General features: G+C 60.0%; 15 protein-coding genes and 1 pseudogene. 11 read left to right on the top strand and 5 right to left on the bottom strand.

Annotated features, from left to right (window positions below; genetic code table 11):
• Window positions 1-69 precede the first annotated feature (69 nt).
• The 3 genes from KBP52_RS04025 (at window position 70) to KBP52_RS04015 (ending at window position 4,424) form a co-directional block, all read left to right on the top strand.
• Window positions 70-1,758, top strand: coding sequence for a polyurethanase (locus KBP52_RS04025; RefSeq protein WP_212622142.1), 1,689 nt, complete (start codon window positions 70-72; stop codon window positions 1,756-1,758).
• A gap of 197 nt (window positions 1,759-1,955) precedes the next feature.
• On the top strand, window positions 1,956-3,809 hold the full coding sequence (locus KBP52_RS04020; RefSeq protein WP_212622141.1) for a polyurethanase: 1,854 nt from the start codon (window positions 1,956-1,958) through the stop codon (window positions 3,807-3,809).
• A gap of 240 nt (window positions 3,810-4,049) precedes the next feature.
• Window positions 4,050-4,424 (top strand): hypothetical protein, encoded by a 375-nt coding sequence (locus tag KBP52_RS04015; RefSeq protein ID WP_212622140.1) that lies wholly within the window; start codon window positions 4,050-4,052, stop codon window positions 4,422-4,424.
• A 111-nt stretch (window positions 4,425-4,535) separates the two neighbouring features.
• Here KBP52_RS04015 and KBP52_RS04010 read toward each other — a convergent pair whose 3' ends face one another.
• Complete coding sequence (locus tag KBP52_RS04010; RefSeq protein ID WP_077572987.1) at window positions 4,536-4,760, bottom strand: YgdI/YgdR family lipoprotein; 225 nt, start codon at window positions 4,758-4,760, stop codon at window positions 4,536-4,538.
• 194 nt (window positions 4,761-4,954) lie between these two features.
• Between KBP52_RS04010 and KBP52_RS04005 the strand changes: the two genes are divergently transcribed.
• The 4 genes from KBP52_RS04005 (at window position 4,955) to KBP52_RS03990 (ending at window position 11,461) form a co-directional block, all read left to right on the top strand.
• Complete coding sequence (locus KBP52_RS04005; RefSeq protein WP_212622139.1) at window positions 4,955-6,607, top strand: VRR-NUC domain-containing protein; 1,653 nt, start codon at window positions 4,955-4,957, stop codon at window positions 6,605-6,607.
• Window positions 6,604-8,922, top strand: coding sequence for an ATP-dependent DNA helicase (locus KBP52_RS04000; protein ID WP_212622138.1), 2,319 nt, complete (start codon window positions 6,604-6,606; stop codon window positions 8,920-8,922). The genes KBP52_RS04005 and KBP52_RS04000 overlap by 4 nt, the downstream gene beginning before the upstream one ends.
• A gap of 5 nt (window positions 8,923-8,927) precedes the next feature.
• Window positions 8,928-10,847, top strand: a complete 1,920-nt coding sequence (locus tag KBP52_RS03995; RefSeq protein ID WP_212622137.1) for a PAS domain-containing sensor histidine kinase — start codon at window positions 8,928-8,930, stop codon at window positions 10,845-10,847.
• A gap of 77 nt (window positions 10,848-10,924) precedes the next feature.
• Entirely contained in the window at window positions 10,925-11,461 is a 537-nt protein-coding gene (locus KBP52_RS03990) for a hypothetical protein (protein WP_016983364.1), read from the top strand.
• Window positions 11,462-12,167: 706 nt separating this feature from the next.
• Here the strand turns inward: KBP52_RS03990 and KBP52_RS03985 are convergent.
• The 4 genes from KBP52_RS03985 to KBP52_RS03970 form a co-directional block, all read right to left on the bottom strand.
• Window positions 12,168-12,464: a hypothetical protein gene (locus KBP52_RS03985; RefSeq protein WP_077572983.1), complete on the bottom strand. Its 297-nt coding sequence runs from the start codon at window positions 12,462-12,464 to the stop codon at window positions 12,168-12,170.
• A 187-nt stretch (window positions 12,465-12,651) separates the two neighbouring features.
• Window positions 12,652-13,995 carry a cation:proton antiporter gene (locus KBP52_RS03980; protein ID WP_212622136.1) on the bottom strand — a complete coding sequence of 448 codons (1,344 nt, stop codon included), beginning with the start codon at window positions 13,993-13,995 and terminating at the stop codon, window positions 12,652-12,654.
• Window positions 13,996-14,155: 160 nt separating this feature from the next.
• The gene (locus KBP52_RS03975; RefSeq protein ID WP_077572981.1) at window positions 14,156-15,013 is read right to left on the bottom strand and encodes a glucose 1-dehydrogenase; all 858 of its coding nucleotides are present in this window, start codon (window positions 15,011-15,013) and stop codon (window positions 14,156-14,158) included.
• Between the two features lie 212 nt (window positions 15,014-15,225).
• On the bottom strand, window positions 15,226-16,380 hold the full coding sequence (locus tag KBP52_RS03970) for a PatB family C-S lyase (RefSeq protein ID WP_212622135.1): 1,155 nt from the start codon (window positions 16,378-16,380) through the stop codon (window positions 15,226-15,228).
• A gap of 323 nt (window positions 16,381-16,703) precedes the next feature.
• Here KBP52_RS03970 and fdnG point away from each other — a divergent pair.
• From fdnG to fdhE, 4 genes and pseudogenes are all read left to right on the top strand, one after another.
• Window positions 16,704-19,769 (top strand): annotated as a pseudogene (gene fdnG / locus KBP52_RS03965) (formate dehydrogenase-N subunit alpha).
• A gap of 14 nt (window positions 19,770-19,783) precedes the next feature.
• Entirely contained in the window at window positions 19,784-20,719 is a 936-nt protein-coding gene (gene fdxH / locus KBP52_RS03960; RefSeq protein ID WP_008082738.1) for a formate dehydrogenase subunit beta, read from the top strand.
• Window positions 20,716-21,381: a formate dehydrogenase subunit gamma gene (locus KBP52_RS03955; protein ID WP_212622134.1), complete on the top strand. Its 666-nt coding sequence runs from the start codon at window positions 20,716-20,718 to the stop codon at window positions 21,379-21,381. The genes fdxH and KBP52_RS03955 overlap by 4 nt, the downstream gene beginning before the upstream one ends.
• A gap of 3 nt (window positions 21,382-21,384) precedes the next feature.
• Window positions 21,385-22,311: a formate dehydrogenase accessory protein FdhE gene (fdhE, locus tag KBP52_RS03950; RefSeq protein ID WP_212622133.1), complete on the top strand. Its 927-nt coding sequence runs from the start codon at window positions 21,385-21,387 to the stop codon at window positions 22,309-22,311.
• Window positions 22,312-22,444: the final 133 nt, after the last annotated feature.

Here is a 22,444-nt window from a genome sequence, read left to right as displayed (position 1 = left end):
GGCAGTTCTAAGGCGTGCTGGCAGCTCTGCAAAGAGCTGCCAGTCATTTGAAGGAAGAGAGAGCACAACATGGGACTGTTCGATTATAAAAATGCCGATGGCAAAGCGTTGTACAGCGACGCCATCGCACTGACGCTGTATGCCTACACGCCGACCGGCAAACCGTTGCCGGCCACCGCTTGGGCGCCGCTCACAGCGACGGCGCTGGGTTATCAAGGCAAGGTCGGGCCGCAGGGCACCTTCTTCGGCGAGAAGGACGGCTTCACCAGCGCCGAAGCCGAAGTGCTCGGCAAATACGACGCTGCCGGCAAACTGATCGGCATCGGCGTGGCTTTTCGTGGCACCGGTGGGCTGGGTTACAGCGACACCTTCGGCGACTTGAAAAACAACCTGCTCGCCGCCATCGGGCCGTCGGATTACGCGAGCAACTACGCGAAAAACGCCTTCGACAATTTGCTCAAGGCTGTCGCCGCATTCGCGATTGCCAATGGCATCGCCGCCAAGGACGTCCTGCTCAGCGGCCACAGCCTCGGCGGACTCGGGGTCAACAGCGTGGCCGAGTTGAGCGCGAGCAACTGGGGCGGCTTCTTCAAGGACGCCAACTACATCACCTTCGCCTCGCCAACCCAGAGCAGCACCGGCAATAACGTGCTGAACATCGGGTTCGAGAACGACCCGGTGTTCCGCGTACTCGATGGCACCACGTTCAGCACGGCCTCGATGGGCAAGCACGACAAGCCGCACGATTCGACCACCGACAACATCGTCAACTTCAACGACAACTACGCGTCCACCGCGCAGAACCTGGTGCCGTTCAGCATCGTCAATCCGCTGAACTGGTCGGCCCACAGCTCGCTGGGCTATGCCGATGGCTTGAATCGGGTCATCGATTCGAAGTTCTACAACCTGACGCATAAAGACTCGACGATCATCGTCTCCAATCTGGAAGAAGCTTCTCGCGGCAAGACCTGGGTTGAAGATCTCGGTCGCAGCGGCGAGCCGCACACTGGCAGCACTTTCATCATCGGCACGCAGAGCAACGACTGGCTCAAGGGCGGCGCGGGCAACGACTTCCTTGAAGGCCTGGGCGGCGATGACCGGTTCCGTGATGACGGCGGCTACAACATCCTGCTCGGTGGCCAGGGCCACAACACTTTCGAGCTGCAGAAGCCGTTGCAGAACTTCAGCTTCGCCAACGACGGTGACGGCACGCTGTACGTGCGCGACGCCTACGGCGGCATCAGCATGACCCGCGACATCGGCGCGCTGGTGAGCAAGGAGTCGGGTTCGTGGTGGGGCAGCAAGGAAATCACCTGGGGCGTCACCGCCAAGGGTTTGACCAACGGCAGCGAGCTGACCCAGTACAACCATTCGCTCAGCGGCGATGGCTACGGCAATGCGCTGCACGCCACGGCCGACGGTGACTGGCTGTTCGGCCTCGGTGGCGATGACAAGCTGATCAGCGACAAGGGCCATGTGACTTTCGTCGGTGGCGCCGGCAATGACGTGATGAGCGCAGTGGGTGGCAACAACACCTTCCTGTTCAGCGGCGCGTTCGGTTTCGATGCCATCAATGGTTATCAGGGCAGCGACAAACTGGTGTTCATGGGCGTCGAAGGCGCGGGGCAGGGCTACGACTACAAGCAACACGCGTCGCAGACCGGCAGCGATACCGTGCTGAAGATTGGCGACTATGCCGTGACCTTGATCGGGGTGGGAGTGGCTAACCTGTCGGACTCGGCGTTCGTGTTCGCCTAGTAATCCCTGTAGGAGTGAGCCTGCTCGCGATAGCGTTGTGTCAGGTTGCATTTTTTCATCTGGCACACCGCTATCGCGAGCAGGCTCACTCCTACAGTTTAAAGCTATGTAGATTCTGAAATGCTCCGGGGCGTCCCCGTGGGGCGCCCTGGCTGTGAGCTATCTCTAACAATTCCAACAAGAGAGAGGCAATAGCAATGGGTGTGTATGACTACAAGAACTTCGGCACAGCCGATTCCAAGGCGTTGTTCAGCGATGCCATGGCGATCACGCTGTATTCCTACCACAACCTCGATAATGGCTTTGCCGCCGGTTATCAGCACAACGGTTTCGGCATCGGCCTGCCCGCTACGCTGGTCACGGCGCTGCTCGGCGGCACCGATTCGCAAGGGGTGATTCCCGGCATTCCGTGGAACCCTGATTCGGAAAAACTCGCCCTCGACGCCGTTAAACAGGCCGGTTGGACGCCGATCACCGCCTCGCAACTGGGCTACGACGGCAAGACCGATGCGCGCGGAACCTTTTTTGGCGAGAAGGCCGGTTACACCACCGCGCAAGTGGAAATCCTCGGCAAGTACGATGCTCAGGGCCATCTCACCGAACTCGGCATTGCCTTTCGCGGCACCAGCGGCCCGCGGGAAAACCTGATCCTCGACTCCATCGGCGACGTGATCAACGACCTGCTCGCCGCCTTCGGCCCCAAGGATTACGCCAAGAACTACGTCGGCGAAGCGTTCGGCAATCTGCTCAATGATGTGGTGGCGTTTGCCAAGGCCAACGGCCTCAGCGGCAAGGACGTGCTAGTCAGCGGCCACAGCCTCGGTGGCCTGGCGGTCAACAGCATGGCCGATTTGAGTGGCGGCAAGTGGGGCGGTTTCTTTGCCGATTCCAACTACATCGCCTACGCCTCGCCAACGCAAAGCAGCACCGACAAAGTGCTCAACGTCGGCTACGAAAACGACCCGGTGTTCCGCGCCCTCGACGGCTCGACCTTCACAGGTGCCTCGATCGGCGTGCACGACGCGCCCAAGGCCTCGGCCACCGACAACATCGTCAGCTTCAACGATCACTACGCCTCGACCGCGTGGAATCTGTTGCCGTACTCGATCCTCAACATTCCCACCTGGATCTCGCACTTGCCGACCGCGTATGGCGACGGCATGAACCGGGTGATCGACTCAAAATTCTACGACCTGACCAGCCGCGACTCGACGATCATCGTCGCCAACCTCTCAGACCCGGCGCGGGCCAACACCTGGGTGCAGGACCTCAACCGCAACGCCGAAACCCACAAGGGCAGCACCTTCATCATCGGCAGTGACGCCAACGATCTGATCCAGGGCGGCAGCGGCAACGATTATCTGGAAGGTCGCGCCGGCAACGACACCTTCCGCGACAGCGGCGGCTACAACGTCATCCTCGGCGGACAGGGCAGCAACACCCTCGACCTGCAAAGCGCGGTGAAGAACTTCGACTTCGCCAATGATGGCGCCGGCAACTTGTACGTGCGCGATGCCAACGGCGGGATCAGCATCACCCGCGACATCGGCAGCATTGTCACCAAGGAACCGGGGTTTCTCTGGGGCCTGTTCAAGGATGATGTGACCCACAGCGTCACGGCCAGCGGCTTGAAAGTCGGCAACAACGTCACCGCGTATGAGTCCAGCGTCAAAGGCACCGCTGGCGCCGACACGCTGAAGGCGCATTCGGGTGGCGACTGGCTGTTCGGGCTGGACGGTAACGATCACCTGATTGGTGGCGCGGGCAACGACGTGTTTGTTGGCGGTGCCGGTAATGACCTGATGGAATCGGGGGGCGGGGCGGATACGTTCCTGTTCAACGGCGCGTTCGGGCAGGATCGGGTGGTGGGTTACACGTCCAACGACAAACTAGTGTTTCTCGGTGTGCAGGGTGTGTTGCCGGCGGAGGATTTCCGTGCCCATGCCGCGACCGTTGGACAGGATACGGTGCTGACGTTTGGCAATGATTCGGTGACGTTGGTCGGGGTGTCGCTGAATAGCCTGAGTGCTGACGGCATTGTGATCGCCTGATGTTGATGGGGTGCCGGTAAGGGCCCTTTCGCGAGCAGGCTCGCTCCCACACGGGATCTGTGTCGTTTACAAATCCCCTGTGGGAGCGAGCCTGCTCGCGAAGAACGATAACGCGGTTTCAAAAGTGACTCGACAGCCATTCCCTGACTCAAACCCCTGCAAAACAGCAAGTGCGGCCTAAAGCCGGCACGTGCGCACACGTTCTATAGCTAGCCGCCATTGAGTACAGGAGATTCAAACGTGAAAGGTTTCAAGGGGTATGTCGGGTTCGTTGCACTGACGCTGTGTTCGGCCAATGCCTGCGCCGATCTACCTCAAACTTCGATTCTGAGCCGTTACGGCATCACCACCGACCAACTGCCGAGTCCGCCGAAAACCGAGGTGGTCGAGCCGGTTGAAGAGAAGAGCCGCTTTCAGATTCAGCCCGAACAACCGTTCGTGACCCTGCGCCTGGGTGACGGCAAACAGCCGCAAACCACCGGCAATCTGAGCATTGATCGCATGGCGCAGCAGGATCTGGAACGCTGCCGGCGTTTGCAGGGTGAAGTGGTCAAGCGGGGCGGCACGTACATGCCTTGCGATGGCAGCATTCCGGGTATGCCGACCTTCGAATAATACAAATATCCCTGTAGGAGCTGCCGCAGGCTGCGATCTTCTGCCTTTGATTTTCAAGATCCGGATCAAAAGATCGCAGCCTGCGGCAGCTCCTACACGTATCGCGGGGTGTCAGTCTTCTTCGCGCACGGTCGCGACTTCATCAGCACGCACCTTCACCTTGGCCCCGGAAATATCCTCGAACTCATAGAAGCCGTCCTTGGTTTTGGTCTTCGGCATGTCCTTGGTCAGATACTGGGTGCCGTTCTGCAGAGTGACCACCGTCGGGGTCGAGCAACCGGCCAGTGCCAGCGCGGCAACGACGGCGAAAGGGATGCCCAGTGACTTGATTTTCATACCCACCTCTAAATCCTCATTCGATGTGATGCCGAGCATTGTCGGCCTTCTAACGCGGTTGGTGCCATCCCCGGGGGAAAAGTTCGATAGCCCGGCGAAAAAATGCCATTGATCATTTTCCGTTTGCACCGAGCAGGGCACAGCTGGTATCTGTACGCATAACCAGTACTCGCTCGCCATGGCCCAGAATTCCCGTGACTGCCAATCCCCTCGACGACCCGTTCTATTACCTTAACAACTTCCGGCAAGTGCTTGATTGGCTTGATTTTCGTTATGCCGATGTAATGAGTGAAACGGAGCACGCGTTTATCCGCGACTTCAAGACCTTGCCCCGTGCATCGCAGGGATTACTGGTGCGCATGGTGATGCGCAAGGGCGTGCACTTTCGTGCCGGCAAACTCAGTTACGCTGAAATCGGTAACATCGCCGAGGCCGCGCAACCCTTGTTGCAGCGTGGCTGGATCGATGAACACGCGCCGCTGGCCCTCGCCGAGTTGTTCGACGTGTTGCTCAAGGCCGAAATTCTGCAAGCCTTCGGCGCCGCCATCGAACAGCCCAAGGGGCGCAAGGACGACTGGCTGCCGCTGTTGGTCGAACAGTTCAGTGAAATGCGCAGCCTGCGCGACTGGGCGCCACTGCTCGATGACCGGCTGTTCAGCTTGACCATCATGGACCTGTGCGACCGCTTGCGTCTGATGTTCTTCGGCAATTTGTATCAGGACTGGTCGGAATTCGTCCTCGCCGACCTGGGCATCTTCACCTATGAAAAAGTCGAGTTCTGCGCCGACTCGCGAGGCCTGCGCAGCCGCGAAGACGTCGACGCCTGCCTGTTCCTGCACAACTGCCAATTGCGTTTCGAGGCCGGCGAACCGCTGGAAATCATCGTCGCGCAGGTCAGCGCCTTGCACTTCGACAACCCGTGGCTGCAACGCCGGCGTGGCAAGGTGCTGTTCCAGATCGGCCAGTATTGCGAGCGCATCACCGAGTTTGCCCTGGCCCTGAGCATTTACCGCGACTGCGCCTATCCCGGTGCCCGTTTGCGCATGATTCGCGTGCTGGAACGCAGCGGCGAATACTCGTTGGCACTGGAGCTCGCCACGCTGGCCGAACAGGCGCCGGAAAGCGCTGCCGAGCAGCAAGGCCTGCAACGGATATTGCCAAGGGTGCGGCGCAAACTCGGCGGCCCGCCGCTCAAACGTGTGCCGGCCAGACCGGTCGAGCGTCTGGACCTGCACTTGCCGCGCAGTGATCCCGCGTTGTCCGTGGAGTATTACGTGCAGGCGCATCTGCACGATGACGACGGGCCGGTGCATTACGTGGAAAACAGCTTGATCAACTCACTGTTCGGCCTGTTGTGCTGGCCGGCGATTTTCGCACCGTTGCCCGGGGCATTCTTCCACCCGTTCCAGCGTGGCCCGGTGGACCTGCTCAACGAAGACTTCCAGCAACGCCGCGCCGAACTGTTCCAGGCGTGCCTGAGCGAACTCGACGACGGCCGCTATGCCGAGACCATTCGGCAGCGCTTCATCGACAAGTGGGGTATCCAGTCGCCATTCGTGTTCTGGGGCGCATTGAATGAAACGTTGCTGGAGCAAGCACTGGCCTGCTTGCCGGCCGAACACCTCAAGCACTGGTTCAGCCGCTTATTGCTCGACATCAAGGCCAACCGTGCCGGCATGCCTGATCTGATCCAGTTTTGGCCGCAGCACAAAACCTATCGAATGATTGAAGTGAAAGGCCCCGGCGATCGCTTGCAGGACAATCAACTGCGCTGGCTGGAGTTCTGCCATCAACACCAAATGCCGGTGGCCGTGTGTTACGTGCAATGGGCGGAGCAGAGCGCTTGAGCTACAGCATTGCCGTGCGCGCACTGTGCGAGTTCACCGCCAAGACCGGCGACCTCGACCTGCGCTTCACCCCATCACCCACGGCGCTGGAAGGCATTGCCGGGCACCGCACCGTGGCCTCGCGGCGCAGCGAAAAGTATCAAAGCGAAGTGGCGCTGGAAGGCGAGTTTCTGCAATTGAAGGTCAAGGGCAGGGCGGACGGCTACGACCCGGCGCAAATCTGCCTGGAAGAAGTCAAAACCTACCGTGGCGACCTGAGCAAACAACCGGCCAATCACCGCCAGTTGCACTGGGCGCAGGCGAAGATCTACGGCTGGTTGATGTGCTGCAAACTCGAGCTTGAACAGATCAATCTGGCGCTGGTGTATTTCGATATCGTCAGCGAAAAAGAAACCTGTCTGGTCGAGGCGTTCAGCGCTGATACGTTGAAAGCGTTTTTCGATCAGCAATGCACGCTGTTCCTGCAATGGGCCGAACAGGAAATGGCCCATCGCGAGGCGCGCAATCTGGCCGCGCAACAACTGGCGTTTCCCCATGCGGATTTTCGTCCGGGACAGCGGCATTTGGCCGAGTCGGTGTTCAAGGCTGTCAGCACCGGGCGCTGCCTGATGGCCCAGGCACCGACCGGCATCGGCAAAACCCTTGGCACGCTGTTCCCGATGCTCAAAGCGCTGGCACCGCAGCAACTGGACAAGGTGTACTTCCTCACCGCCAAGACGCCGGGGCGCAAGCTGGCGCTGGACGCCAGCCAGGTATTGTTCGATCAGTCGCCAGCCTTGCCCTTGCGGGTGTTGGAAATGGTCGCCCGCGACAAGGCCTGCGAACACCCGGACAAAGCCTGCCACGGCGAATCCTGCCCGTTGGCCCAAGGCTTTTACGATCGCTTGCCCGCCGCCCGTGAAGCGGCCAGTCGACTCCAACTGCTCGATCAAGCGGCCATGCGCGAGGTCGCCGCGCAACACGCGGTGTGCCCGTATTACCTTAGTCAGGAGATGGCCCGTTGGGTCGACGTGGTGATCGCCGACTACAACTATTACTTCGACTTCAGCGCCATGCTCTTCGGTCTCGCCCAGCTCAACCAATGGAAAGTCGCGGTGCTGGCGGACGAGGCGCACAACCTCGTCGAGCGGGGCCGGCAGATGTACAGCGCCAGTCTCGATCAGTTCACCTTGGGCAGCGTGCGCAAAACCGCGCCGGCGGCGCTGAAAAATTCCCTGCAACGGATCAACCGTGAATGGAACGCCCTGCATGCGCCGCAACTGGCGGCCTATCAGGCTTACGACAAGGCGCCGGAAAAACTTCTGCAAGCGATCTCGTTATGTTGCGCGGCCATCGGCGATTACCTCAATGATCATCCGCAGGGTCTCGACAGCGCCTTGCAGAACTTCTATTTCGACTTGCTGCAATTCGCCCGGGTCGCGGAGCTGTACGACGCGCATTACCTCTTCGACATCAGCAAGCGTGACCTCGAGCGTAAAAAGCCGCTGTCGCAGTTGTGCCTGCGCAATGTGGTGCCGGCTGCATTTATCGGCCCGCGCTTGAAAGCGGCGCGCAGCAGCGTGTTGTTCTCCGCTACCCTCAGCCCGCGTCACTATTACGCCGATTTGCTCGGCACGCCTGCCGACAGCGTGTGGATCGACGTCGAATCGCCGTTTTGCGCCGAACAGTTGCAGGTGCAGATCGTCAGCCGCATCTCGACGCGCTTCAACCATCGGCAGGCCTCGCTGGAACCGATCGTCGAATTGATCGCGCGGCAGTTCAGCGAGCGTCCGGGCAACTATCTGGCGTTTTTCAGCAGCTTCGATTATCTGCAACAAGTGGCGTCGTTACTGGCCGAGCGCTATCCGAACATCACCCTGTGGCAGCAATCGCGGGGGATGCTCGAAGGCGCACGGCAGGCTTTCCTCGATCAGTTCACCGCGCACAGCCAGGGCGTCGGCTTTGCCGTGTTGGGCGGTGCGTTCGGCGAAGGCATCGATTTACCCGGTGCGCGGTTGATCGGCGCGTTCATTGCGACACTGGGGCTGGCGCAGTTCAATCCGGTCAACGAACAGCTGAAATACCGCATGGCGGCGATCTTCGGCGCCGGTTACGACTACACCTACCTGTACCCCGGCGTGCAGAAAGTCGTGCAGGCCGCCGGGCGGGTCATCCGTACCCGCGAGGATCGCGGCGTGGTCATGCTGATTGACGATCGCTTTGCCGAGAGCCGGATCAAACAGCTGCTGCCGCGTTGGTGGGCAATCAATCATGAGTCGGCCGCTTCCCAATTCGCCGGATTGACGCATACTTCCGATCATGACAATGGCTGGTGAGTGTGATGAGCGAGAAAAACAAGACCGCGGCGATCGAAGAGATGCGTTTTCGTCTGCTGATCGATGCGGTGGTCGACTATGCGATCTACATGATCGATCCCGACGGCATCATCACCAGTTGGAACTCCGGCGCCAAACGCTTCAAGGGCTACGAAGAAGCGGAAATCCTCGGCGAGCATTTCTCTCGCTTTTATACCGCTGACGATCGCGCCGCCGGTCTGCCGCAACGGGCGCTCGATACCGCCATCCGTGAAGGGCGCTTCGAAGGCGAGGGCTGGCGGGTGCGCAAGGACGGCACCAATTTCTGGTCGCACGTGGTGATCGACCCGATCATTGATCCCAGCGGCAAGTTGCTCGGTTTCGCCAAGATCACCCGCGACCTGACCGACCGCAAAATGGCCGAGGAAACCCTCAAGCAAAGCGAGCAGCAATTCCGCTTGCTGGTGCAGGGCGTCACCGATTACGCGATCTACATGCTCAGCCCCGAAGGCCGGGTCAGCAACTGGAACCAGGGCGCCCAGCGGATCAAGGGCTATCTGCCGGAAGAAATCATCGGCCAGCACTTTTCGATCTTTTATACCCCCGAAGACCGCGAACTCGGCGAGCCGCAACGGGCGCTGGAAATCGCCACCCGCGAGGGCCGTTTCGAGAACAAGAGCTGGCGCATGCGCAAGGACGGCACACGGTTTCTCGCTCATGTGGTGGTCGATGCGATTCGTGGCGACACCGGCACATTGCTCGGTTTTGCCAAGATCACCCGCGATATCACCGAAGCCCATCAGGCCCAGCAGGCGCTGGAAAAAACCCGTGAAGCGCTGTTCCAGGCGCAGAAGATGCAGGCCATCGGTCAGCTCAGCGGCGGCATCGCCCATGACTTCAATAATCTGCTGACGGTGATTCTCGGCAATCTGGAAATCGTGCAAAAGCGCATGGGTGACGATGCGAAAATCAGCCGGTTGCTGGAAAACGCCACCCAAGGCGCACTGCGCGGTGTGTCACTGACTCAGCGCATGCTGGCGTTCGCCCGGCGTCAGGAACTGAAAACCGAGTCGGTCGATATTGCGCAATTGGTTCAGGGTATTACCGGGTTGTTGCGCAGTTCGCTGGGGCCGGGCATTCGCATCGATACGCGGTTTCCTGCAGATCTGGAGCCGGTGCTGGCGGACACCAATCAGCTGGAACTGGCCTTGCTCAACCTGGCAACCAACGCCCGCGACGCCATGCCCGACGGCGGTACGGTAAGCATCACTGCTGAACCGCAAGTGGTGCTCGAACTCAGTGATTCGGATCTACCGGCAGGTCGTTACGTTTGTCTCAGCGTGATCGACAGCGGGGAGGGCATGGATGAGCACACACTGGCCTCGGCCAGAGATCCGTTCTTCACCACCAAAGGCTTGGGCAAGGGCACCGGACTGGGATTGTCGATGGTCCACGGCTTCATGGAGCAACTGGGTGGGCGTTTCGTCCTCAAGAGCAAAAAGGCCCAGGGCACCACGGCTGAACTGTGGATTCCGGTGGCCGTCGAGGGCATGGCCAGCAAGCCGCTGCTGCCACACGCCGAGCCGGTGACGGTGCCACGACTCAGCGTGCTGGTGGTGGATGACGACTCGCTGGTGTTGACCAGCACCAGCCTGTTGCTCGAAGACCTCGGCCATCGGGTGGTCAGTGCCACGTCCGGGGCGCAGGCGCTGGCATTGTTCGATCAGGGTGAAGTCATCGACCTGATGATCACCGACATGGCCATGCCGCAAATGAGCGGCGCGCAACTGGCCCACGCAGTGCGCCTGCTCAAACCGGATCTGCCGATCATCCTGGCCACCGGTTACGCCGAGCGTCTGGAAGGTTTTGCTGCGCAACTGCCACGCTTGCCCAAGCCGTTCACGCAAATGAATCTGGTGGCGATCATTGCTCAATCGATGAAGTGAGGCAGCGGTCAATCGTTCTGAACTTGCGCGCCGGTGGGGATTTCTAAATGTTTTCCCCAACCCGGAGCGTGCATCTTTTGTCTCGCATACTGACTGAGCCCACCGCTGAAGAAACCCTGACCGAACATGACGCGAAAATGTTCGGCTCACCCAAGGAACGGCTGGATTTCTATCGCCGGGAGATCCAGTACGAAACCAGCATCCTCGCCAACCGCACCGACGCCTATCTGGCGGCGCAGTCGTTTCTGGTGATTGCCTTTGCGTCCTGCATGGCCAATCTCAACCCGGAGTGGGGCAAGTTATTTACGTTGGTGGTGCCGCCGTTTCTCGCCTTGCTCGGACTGCTCAGCTCGCTGAATGCCTGGCCGGGGATTCGCGCGGCGTACGACATCATCGATCATTGGCATTTCAAACAGAGCCACTTGCTGCACAGCGAGCCGCTGATGGGCCTGGCGTATGACGAATCGCCGCTGTTCAGTGAGATGGAGTCGAGCCACAAGGGGTATCGCAAGTCGCTGCTGTTTTCGGTGCGCACGCCTTGGATCTTTGCGACGTTCTGGGTGTTGCTGGGGAGTTATGCGGTATTTATTCAGGTGACCAATCCTGGAGGGTGATGGGCAGATATAGAAAAGCCCGGCTTATGTGGCCGGGCTTTTTCATTCGCTTGGATTTTGTGTTGCCATTCAGACCGATCCCCCTCACCCCAACCCTCTCCCCCAAGGGGGCGAGGGGGAAGGGAGCAGATCTTCGTTGTGGTCAAAATCCGCGTTCGACTCGGTATCTCAGTGTCGTGGTCAAAATCCGCGTGCAACTCGGTATCTCAAGTCGGCGTACCTCAACCATTCACCGCGGTCAGTTCCCTCTCCCTCTGGGAGAGGGCTAGGGTGAGGGGCTGTCAGGGTTCATATCGCAGAGAGCCGATATTTGCACTGCTCAAAATCCGCGTGCAACTCGGTATCTCAAGTCGGCGTACCTCAACCATTCACCGCGGTCAGTTCCCTCTCCCTCTGGGAGAGGGCTAGGGTGAGGGGGCTGTCAGGGTTCATATCGCAGAGAGCCGATATTTGCACTGCTCAAAATCCGCGTTCAACCCGGTATCTCAGGTCGGAGTACCTCAACCATTCACCGCGGTCAGTTCCCTCTCCCTCTGGGAGAGGGCTAGGGTGAGGGGCTGTCAGGGTTCATATCGCAGAGAGCCGATATTTGCACTGCTCAAAATCCGCGTGCAACCCGGTATCTCAAGTCGGCGTACCTCAACCATTCACCTCGGTCAGTTCCCTCTCCCTCTGGGAGAGGGCTAGGGTGAGGGTCTGCTCTGACTCACTCCACAGTCTCAAGCTCTCGACGCAACGCCACCGAGTTCTGCGAGGACATTGGAATCGGCGGAAAATCCTCGTTCAACACGCACAAATGATCAATGGCATCTTCAAACATCAAATCGGCTTTCTTGCGCAGCGCTCGATAGTGCTCGAATTGTTCGATGTCCAGATGTTCAACTTCCAGCAGCGCATTGGCCGCGCGGTTGAGGGTGTGGGCGTTATCGAACAATTGACGATTGCGTTCCAGAGCCAGTGCTCTGCAAGCCTTGATTTGTGCCGGAGTCGAGCATTCTTTCATGACCGTAACCTTATTCTTCAAGGATTCCTTTAACAGGCTTAAACGCCGCAGTGGAACCGAACCTGCCGGGCCCCGCCTGATGTTTCCGGCGAGGGGTTATGCTTGTGACTGCCGGCCATTACGCAGGGATCCATTTTTTTACAGAAAAAAATTCGATCAATCAGCCGATAAAGCTCTGAATTAAAAATCAGGTTTTTAGTTTCTTGTGCTGCTCATAGCGAGCGAGGATCGGTTGCGTGCTGATCCCGTGGAGCAAAATGCTCAGCGCCACCACCGACAAGGTCAGGTCGGTACACACGCTGGCCACGGTGTCGGTCAGCCCGTGATTCAAGGCATAAAACAGATAGAACAGGCTACCGATCCCGCGAATGCCGAACCAGCCGATCAACAGCCGTTGCCGTCCTTCCAGTAATGCGCCCCACGGCATCAGCGCGACGCAGGCCGGGCGGATCAGGCAGAACAACACGCCGCCGACCAGCAACGCCCGCCAGTCCCAGTGCGCCACCACTACTACGCCGAGCAGGGTCACCAGAAACACTTCCATGGCACGCTCGACCAGACTGCCGAACGACAACATATCGCCCATCATGATCCCGGCGGCGACCTGGCTGCTTTCCAGTCGTTCGGTGTCGCCGTGCACCGCGTGTTGCGGTTCGACGTTTTGATGGCCGACCACCGGTTGCACCAGATGCTCGGCGGGCGGTTGGCCGGCGCCAGTGGATTTCACTTCGACCTGGCGCAAACCCAGCCCGGCCGCGAACACCGACAGGAAGCCATAACCGCCGATGGCTTCGGCGACGACATAGGCTAGGGCAATCAACGACAACGCCAGATAATCATTGGGGCTGAGCGTGCTGTCGTCGTTGTGGATACGCAGCGACAAAGTCACGCGGCCGATACCGCGGCCCATCCAGTAACCGGTGAGCAATCCGGCAGGCACCGCCCACAATAAACTGCGCAAGACCCAGCCCTGCCACTCGGCGGCAGAACCGTCCCCGTGGATCAGCAACAAGCCGAGAATCACAAAAGGAAAGGCCACCCCGTCATTGAGCCCGGCCTCACCCGACAGGCCGAAACGCACACTGTCGACATCCCGGGCATCGTTGACTTGCACCAGCGCCGCCAATACCGGGTCGGTCGGCGCCAGAATCGCGCCGATCAACAGCGACGGTCCCCACGGCAAGCTCAAGCCAAAGTGCAGCAGCAGACAAACGCCGACAATGGTCAACACCATCACCGGTCCGGCGAGGCCAAAAGCAATCCGCCAACGCTTGTCGCGCAGGGGCAAACGCAACTTCAAGCCGCAGACGAACAGGGAAAACAACACCGCGACTTCCGTCAGGTGCTCCATCCACAGCGAGGCGTTTTCCAGCGACAGTTTCAGCAGATCGAGGCCACTGGGGCCGATGCCGATCCCCAGCAGCAGGCAGACCGCCGAGGTGGTCACCGGCATCCAGCGCAGGTACGACGAGGTCAGTGCCAAGGTCAGCAGCACGGCGCCGAGCACCGCCACCCACACGACAAAACTCATGATGTGCCGCCCTCAGTGATTAATGACGGCCGCCTGCAGAGACCCTTTCGCTTCTGACGCCGCCCCTGTAGGAGCTGCCGCAGGCTGCGATCCTTTGACCTTGTTTTTAACATCCAAATCAAAAGATCGCAGCCTGCGGCAGCTCCTACAGTGCGGTTACTCACAGCATCGGCTTACCGCCGGTCACGCCATAGCGCTGGCCGGTGATGTAACTGGCTTCGTCTGAGGCGAGCAACACGTAGATCGGCGCGACTTCCACCGGTTGGCCGGGGCGGCCGAGCGGGGTGTTTCCGCCGAAGTTTTGCACTTCTTCATCGGGCATGGTCGAGACAATCAGCGGCGTCCAGATCGGTCCGGGTGCCACGCAGTTCACGCGAATCTCTTTCGGCCCGAGCATCTGCGCCAGACCGCCGGTGAAATTGGCGATCGCGCCTTTGGTGGTGGCATAGGCGAGCAGAGTGGGTTTGGGCATGTCCGAATTGACCGAACTGGTGTTAATGATCGACGCGCCGGCACTCATGTGTTTGATCGCCGCCTGACACAACCGGAAAATCGCGGTGATATTGACGTCGAAGGTCATCACCCATTCGTCATCGGGGATTTCCTCGAAGGTTTCGTGGGTCATCTGGAACGCGGCGTTGTTGACCAGCACGTCGATACGGCCGAAGCGCTCGACGGTTTTGTCGACCAAGGCCTGGCACTGGGATTTCTGCGCGATATCACCGGGCAGCAACAGACACTGACGCCCGGCCTGTTCGACCCAGCGCGCGGTTTCCTTGGCGTCTTCGTGTTCATTGAGATAGGCGACCGCAACGTCGGCGCCTTCACGGGCGAAGGCAATCGCCACGGCGCGGCCGATGCCGCTGTCGGCGCCGGTGATCAGGGCGATCTTGCCGGCCAGTCGCCCGGAACCGACATAGCTTTGCTCGCCGCAATCGGGATAGGGCTCCATTTTGCGTTGCGAACCTGGAACGGCTTGGGCTTGTGCGGGGAAGGGTGGTTTTGGATAGTCGGTCATCGCGGGTCTCCGAGGTCTCATGGCTGGTATGGGTGGTTGACCCGGTGCGTTTGCCGTGAGTTCGATCGGATTTACGACGAAGATTTTGCGTGAACATACATTCCCTGTAGGAGTGAGCCTGCTCGCGATAGCGGTATTTCAGTCAACAATGATGTTGAATGTCAGGACGCTATCGCGAGCAGGCTCACTCCTACACGGGGGATGTGGTGCTCTTAAATGTTGCGGTGGGTCAGCGCGCGTTCCATGCGGGCGATGCCTTCTTCGAGCAACGAGCGCGGGCAGCCGAAGTTCAGGCGCACGAATTGCTGGTGTTGATCGCCGAAGTCCAGACCTGGGCTGAGCCCCACTTTGCCCTGCTCAAGGAAGAACTGCTGCGGGTTATCCAGATCCAGCGCCGAGCAATCCAGCCACGCCAGGTACGTGCCCTGCGGGACATTAATGGTCACACCCGGCAACCGGCTGCGCACCGCTTCAACCAGCCAGTCACGGTTGGCTTGCAGATAGGTTTTCAACTCGGCCAGCCACGGCGCGCCGTCGCTGTAGGCCACGCGGGTCGCTTCCATGCCCAGCGGATTGACGCTGTCGACCATGCCGCAGCGGGCGTGGTTGACGCGCTCGCGCAGGGCGGCGTCCTGGATGATCATGAACGACGTCTTCAGCCCGGCGATGTTGTACGCCTTGCTCGCCGACATCAGGGTGATCGTGCGCTGGGCGATTTCCGGGCTCAGCGAAGCGGTCGGAATATGCACGCGACCATCGAAACACAGCTCGGCGTGGATCTCGTCGGAGATGATCCAGGCATCCTGCGCCGCGCAGATATCCGCCACCGCTTGCAGTTCCTCACGGCCAAACACTTTGCCGATCGGGTTGTGCGGGTTGCTCAGCAACAGCGCGCCGCCACCGTTCAGCGATTCACGCAGTACGTCCAGCGGGGTGGCGTAGGTGCCGTCGGCTTGTGCGACGAACTCCAGCTCGACCTTGTTCAACCCCCAATGCCCCGGCGCGTGGCGCAGCGGCGGGTAGTTCGGCACCTGCACCACGACATTCTGTTGTGGCTGCATCAACGCTTTCAAAGCCATGTTGAAACCGGACTCGACGCCCGGCAGGAAGATCAGCTCTTGCGGTTTGACCTTCCAGGCGTACTTGTTCCAGAGGTCGGCGACGATGGCTTCACGCAGGTTGTCCTGCGCCACGCTGTAGCCCACCAACGGGTGCAGCAAGCGTTGCTGCAGCGCCTCGATCACCACCGGCGGCGCGGCGAAATCCATATCAGCGACCCACATCGGCAACACCTCGGCCGAATAGCGGCTCCACTTGGTGCTGCCGGTGTTGTGGCGGTCGAATACCTGATCAAAATCGAAAGTCATGCGCGGTCTCGTGAAGGCGGGATTGGTCCTGCGGGCATGATAAGCCCATGGCCGTGCAGGAGCACACAAAACCTGTGGGAGCGAGCCTGCTCGCGAAGGCGGTGTGGCAGTCAATATTTGTCTCAACTGAAAGGGCCTCTTCGCGAGCAGGCTCGCTCCCACAGGTTTTCCAGTGCATGACCGATTGTCGCCGACGGTCGGTTTTCACACAGATCGTGTGGTCATTGTCTACAGTGAAAAGGTCGGCACTCAATTGCCGCAACCGTGATTGTCCAGATAAAACCCGGCTCAAGTACCGGGTTCCACCTGATCAGGAGTGCACGATGGATCTCAGCCGTCGTCAGTTCTTCAAGGTCGCCGGTATCGGCCTTGCAGGCTCGAGCCTGGGCGCGTTGGGCATGGCCCCGACGCCAGCCTTCGCCGAGCAGGTGCGCCACTTCAAGCTTGCCCACACCCATGAAACCCGCAACACCTGCCCGTATTGCTCGGTCGGTTGCGGGTTGATCATGTACAGCCAGGGCGATACCGCGAAGAACGTAGCGCAAAGCATCATCCATATCGAGGGCGACGCCGACCACCCGGTCAATCGCGGCACCCTTTGCCCGAAAGGCGCAGGCCTGCTCGACTTCATTCACAGCCCCGGCCGCTTGCTCTACCCGCAAACCCGCAAACCGGGCAGCAGTGAATGGACGCGGATCAGTTGGGACGAAGCGCTCGATCGCATCGTCGACCTGATGAAGACCGACCGCGACGCCAACTTCATCGAGAAAAATGCCAACGGGCAAACGGTGAATCGCTGGCTGAGCACCGGGTTCCTCGCGGCATCGGCGGCGTCCAACGAAGCCGGTTACATCACCCAGAAGGTGATTCGCAGTCTCGGCATGCTGGGGTTCGATAACCAGGCGCGTGTCTGACACGGCCCGACGGTGGCAAGTCTTGCCCCGACGTACGGCCGTGGTGCCATGACCAATACCTGGACCGATATCGCCAACGCGAATCTGATCCTGGTGATGGGTGGCAACGCAGCAGAAGCGCATCCGTGCGGCTTCAAATGGGTGACCGAGGCCAAGGCGCATAACGCTGCGCGGCTGATCGTGGTCGATCCGCGTTTTACCCGGACCGCGTCCGTGGCCGACTATTACGCGCCAATCCGCACCGGCACCGACATCGCCTTCATGGGCGGCTTGATCAATTACCTGCTGACCGAGGACAAGATCCAGCACGAATACGTGCGCAACTACACCGACGTGTCGTTCATCGTCAAAGCAGGCTATGGCTTCGAAGACGGCATCTTCAGCGGTTACGACGTCGCCAAGCGCAGCTACACCGACAAATCCGGCTGGGGTTACGAGCTGGGCGACGACGGCTTCGCCAAAGTCGACCCAACCCTGCAAGACCCGCGCTGCGTCTATCAATTGATGAAGCAACATTACAGCCGCTACAACATCGACCTCGCCAGCCAGATCTGTGGCATGCCGGTCGACGCCATGCAGAAAATCTGGGACGAAATAGCCACCTGCTCGATCCCGGGCAAGACCATGACGATTCTTTACGCCCTCGGCTGGACCCAGCACTCGATCGGCGCGCAGATCATTCGCAGCGCGGCGATGGTGCAATTGCTGCTCGGTAACGTCGGCATGCCCGGTGGCGGCGTGAATGCCTTGCGCGGTCACTCGAACATTCAGGGCCTGACCGACCTGGGTTTGCTCTCCAATGCACTGCCGGGCTATCTGACCTTGGGTCAGGACAGCGAGCAGGACTACAACGCCTTCATCCATAAACGTACGCAAGTGCCGCTGCGCCCGGGGCAACTGTCGTACTGGCAGAACTACAGCAAATTCCACGTCAGCCTGATGAAGTCGTGGTACGGCGCCAACGCCACCGTCGAGAACAATTGGTGCTACGACCACTTGCCGAAGCTCGACATCCCCAACTACGACGTCCTGAAGATGTTCGACCTGATGAGTCAGGGCAAGGTCAACGGCTACTTCTGCCAAGGCTTCAACCCGATCGCTGCACTACCGGACAAGAACCGCGTGATGGGCGCACTGGCCAAGCTGAAATGGCTGGTGGTGATGGACCCGCTGGCCACCGAAACCTCGGAGTTCTGGCACAACGTCGGGCCGTATAACGATGTGAAAAGCGCGGAAATCCAGACCGAAGTCATTCGCCTGCCGACCACTTGTTTTGCCGAGGAGGACGGTTCGCTGGTCAACAGCAGTCGTTGGTTGCAATGACACTGGAAAGGCGCCGATGGTCCGGGCGAAGCGCAGACCGACATTCGCATCATGGCCGAACTGTTCCTGCGCCTGCGCAAGCGCTATCAGGCCGAGGGCGGCAAATTCCCTGATCCGCTGTTGAAACTGACGTGGCCATACAAGATCCCTGACGAGCCTTCGCCGGAAGAGCTGGCCAAGGAAATCAACGGCAGCGCTGTTGCCGATTTCACCGACGCCACGGGTGTCGCGGTCAAGGCCGGCTCGCAACTGGCCGGTTTCGGCTTGCTCAAGGATGACGGCAGCACTGCGTCCGGCTGCTGGATTTTCGCCGGTAGCTGGACCGAGGCCGGTAACCAAATGGCGCGGCGCGACAACAGCGATCCGTTCGGCATGCACCAGCATCTCGGCTGGGCGTGGGCCTGGCCGGCGAATCGGCGGATTCTCTACAACCGCGCTTCGGCGGACGTCGCCGGCAAACCGTGGGATCCGAAAAAACGTCTGGTCTGGTGGAACGGCAAAACCTGGGGCGGCACCGATGTGCCGGACTACAAGGCCGATGTGCCGCCAGAGGCGGGGATGAACCCGTTCATCATGAACCCCGAAGGCGTGGCGCGGTTCTTCGCCGTCGACAAGATGAACGAAGGCCCATTCCCCGAGCACTACGAGCCGTTCGAAACGCCGATCGGCATCAACCCGCTGCACCCGCAAAACAAGAAGGCCACCAGCAACCCGGCGGCGCGGATCTTCGATTCGGTCTGGGAAACCCTCGGCGAGGCCAAGGACTTCCCGTACGCCGGCACCAGTTACCGGCTCACCGAACATTTCCACTTCTGGAGCAAGCACTGCAAGTTGAACGCGATTGCCCAGCCTGAGCAGTTCGTCGAAATCGGCGAAGTGCTGGCGAAAGAGAAGGGCATTGCTGCCGGAGATCGCGTACGGGTCAGTTGCAAACGCGGCTTTATCGAAGCGGTGGCGGTGGTGACGAAAAGGATCCGGCCGCTGCAGGTCAACGGCCAGGTCGTGCATCAGATCGGCATCCCGCTGCACTGGGGTTTCACCGGCCTGACGCGTCACGGTTATTTGACCAACACCCTGGTGCCGTTCCTCGGCGATGGCAATACACAGACCCCGGAATCCAAGTCATTCCTGGTCAACGTGGAGAAGCTCTGATGGAGAATCTTTAAATGGCCAGCCAAGACATCATTGCCCGCTCGGCTACGACCACGGTGCCGCCATCGGTGAGGAATCAGGAGGCGGTCGCCAAGCTGATCGACACCACCAAATGCATCGGCTGCAAGGCCTGCCAGGTTGCCTGCTCGGAATGGAACGAGTTGCGTGACGAGGTCGGCCACAACCACGGCACCTACGACAATCCGCAGGATCTGAGCGCGGAGACCTGGACGTTAATGCGCTTCACCGAGCACGAAACCGATGCTGGCAACCTCGAATGGCTGATCCGCAAGGACGGCTGCATGCACTGCGCCGAGCCCGGTTGTCTGGCGGCGTGCCCGAGCCCCGGCGCGATCATCAAGCACGCCAACGGCATCGTCGATTTCGATCAGGACCACTGCATCGGTTGCGGCTACTGCATCACCGGTTGCCCGTTCAACATCCCGCGTATTTCGCAGAAAGACCACAAGGCCTACAAATGCACCTTGTGTTCGGATCGGGTCGCGGTAGGGCTGGAACCGGCCTGTGTGAAAACCTGCCCGACCGGCGCCATTGTTTTCGGCACCAAGGAAGACATGAAGGAACACGCCGCCGAACGCATCGTCGACCTGAAAAGCCGAGGCTTTGAAAACGCCGGTTTGTATGATCCGGCCGGTGTTGGCGGCACGCATGTGATGTACGTGTTGCACCACGCCGATACGCCAACCATCTACGCCAACTTGCCGCAGGATCCGGCGATCAGTCCGTTGGTGGGGTTGTGGAAAGGCATCAGCAAACCTCTGGGCCTGTTGGCCATGGGCGCGGCGGTATTGGCCGGGTTCTTCCATTACGTGCGCATCGGCCCGAACCGGGTCGAAGAAGATGAACATCCAACGCCACCCGACACCTCGGTGCACGTCGTCGACCCGGCGGTGCACACCTTCGATCCACGCGGGGAGGACCGGCCATGAGCAACAAGACGATCCTGCGCTACACCGCCAACCAGCGCACCAATCACTGGCTGGTGGCGATCCTGTTTTTCATGGCCGGGCTGTCCGGGCTGGCGTTGTTTCATCCGTCGCTGTTCTGGCTGAGCAATCTGTTCGGCGGCGGGCCGTGGACGCGGATTCTGCATCCTTACATGGGCGTGCTCATGTTCGTGTTGTTCCTCGGTCTGGTGTTGAATTTCTGGCGGGCGAATTTTTTCATCAGCAACGACGGCAAATGGCTGCGGCGCATTGATCGGGTGCTGGTCAACGACGAAGAAAGCGTGCCCCCAGTGGGCAAATACAACGCCGGGCAGAAGCTGCTGTTCTGGACTTTACTGCTGTGCATGCTCGGTTTGCTGTTCACCGGGCTGGTGATCTGGCGTGCCTGGTTCAGTGCGTATTTCGGCATCAGCGTGATTCGCTGGGCGATGCTCCTGCATGCGCTGGCCGGGTTCATTCTGGTGCTGAGCATCATCATTCACATCTACGCCGGGCTGTGGATCAAGGGCTCGGTCGACGCGATGATGCACGGCTGGGTGAGCCGCGCCTGGGCGAAGAAACACCATGAACTCTGGTATCGCGACATCACCCGCGATGAGCGTCAACCGGACGTGCCGGAGCGACCGATCACCAAAAAGGGCTGACTTTTGCCAACCATTCTGGAACCTGGGGAAATTGAGGCGGCGGCGAGTTCGCCGCCGTTTCTGCATCTGCCGCCTTCGAATCTGTTTGCGCTGCGGGCTGATCGACTGGAGCAACTGGCCGAGGGGCATGCGCTGGCTGACTATCTGCGGCTGATTGCCGGGTTGTGTCGGGTGCAGCAGCAGGTGTTTGACGATCCGCCGCTGACGGCGCCGTTCGATCAGCAACGGATCGAGGCTTGTCAGCAGCATGGGTTGCCGCCGTTCGCGGTTGATACCTTGGTGCGCGAAGAGGGTTGGCAGGCTTATCTCGAAGCTTTGCTGCAGCGTTATGAACCTGATGAACAGCCCGCCGTCATTGAGGCGCTGACAACGTTGCGGGTCGCCAGTCCCGGTCAGTTACGTGCATGGGCCGTGGCGTTGGTCAGCGGTCAATATTCGATGGTGCCGGCGCAATTGGTGCCGTTTCTTGGCGCGGCACTGCAAGTGGCGTGGAGTCACTGGCTGCTCAGCGCGGCGAATCTGCAACTGAAACCCGGCGACAGCCTCAGCCAATGCCCGGCCTGCGGTTCGCCGGCCATGGCCGGGGTGATCCGCCATCGCGGCAAGCACAACGGTTTGCGTTATCTGGTGTGTTCGCTGTGTGCCTGCGAATGGCATGTGGTGCGGGTCAAGTGCGTGTATTGCGAGTCAAGTAAGGGTCTGGATTATTTCAGCCTTGAGGACGATCGCCATGCGGCCAATCAGGCGCCGATAAGGGCGGAGTTCTGTCCGGGTTGTAACAGTTATCTGAAAATGGTGTATCTGGAAAACGATGCTGATGCGGAGGCGTTGTCGGCTGATTTGAGCAGCTTGCTGCTGGATATGCGTCTGGCGCAGGACGGTTATCAGCGGCTGGCACCGAATCTGTTACTGGCCCCGGGAGACGAATGACGAGAGCAAAACTGTGGGAGGGAGCCTGCTCCCGAAGGGGCCACATCAGCTTTGACTGACTTACCGCCTTCGCGAGCAGGGATTGGCTGCGTGCACTCATTTTGCAGGCCGCCCCAAAGCAATGTGGGAGCGA

The sequence above is a fragment of the Pseudomonas sp. SCA2728.1_7 genome (genome assembly GCF_018138145.1).
Classification (GTDB): Bacteria; Pseudomonadota; Gammaproteobacteria; order Pseudomonadales; family Pseudomonadaceae; genus Aquipseudomonas; species Aquipseudomonas koreensis_A.
Note: the sequence above shows the minus strand (reverse complement) of the source record. Positions and strands in the feature narration are given on the sequence as shown.

Excerpts from the sequence above, each read along its gene's own strand:
- fdxH (WP_008082738.1), top strand. The coding sequence starts at position 19,784 with ATGGCCAGCCAAGACATCATTGCCCGCTCGGCTACGACCACGGTGCCG.
- KBP52_RS03980 (WP_212622136.1), bottom strand. The coding sequence starts at position 13,995 with ATGAGTTTTGTCGTGTGGGTGGCGGTGCTCGGCGCCGTGCTGCTGACC.
- KBP52_RS03975 (WP_077572981.1), bottom strand. The coding sequence starts at position 15,013 with ATGACCGACTATCCAAAACCACCCTTCCCCGCACAAGCCCAAGCCGTT.
- KBP52_RS04010 (WP_077572987.1), bottom strand. The coding sequence starts at position 4,760 with ATGAAAATCAAGTCACTGGGCATCCCTTTCGCCGTCGTTGCCGCGCTG.
- KBP52_RS03955 (WP_212622134.1), top strand. The coding sequence starts at position 20,716 with ATGAGCAACAAGACGATCCTGCGCTACACCGCCAACCAGCGCACCAAT.
- KBP52_RS04020 (WP_212622141.1), top strand. The coding sequence starts at position 1,956 with ATGGGTGTGTATGACTACAAGAACTTCGGCACAGCCGATTCCAAGGCG.
- KBP52_RS03970 (WP_212622135.1), bottom strand. The coding sequence starts at position 16,380 with ATGACTTTCGATTTTGATCAGGTATTCGACCGCCACAACACCGGCAGC.
- KBP52_RS04025 (WP_212622142.1), top strand. The coding sequence starts at position 70 with ATGGGACTGTTCGATTATAAAAATGCCGATGGCAAAGCGTTGTACAGC.
- KBP52_RS03985 (WP_077572983.1), bottom strand. The coding sequence starts at position 12,464 with ATGAAAGAATGCTCGACTCCGGCACAAATCAAGGCTTGCAGAGCACTG.
- KBP52_RS03995 (WP_212622137.1), top strand. The coding sequence starts at position 8,928 with ATGAGCGAGAAAAACAAGACCGCGGCGATCGAAGAGATGCGTTTTCGT.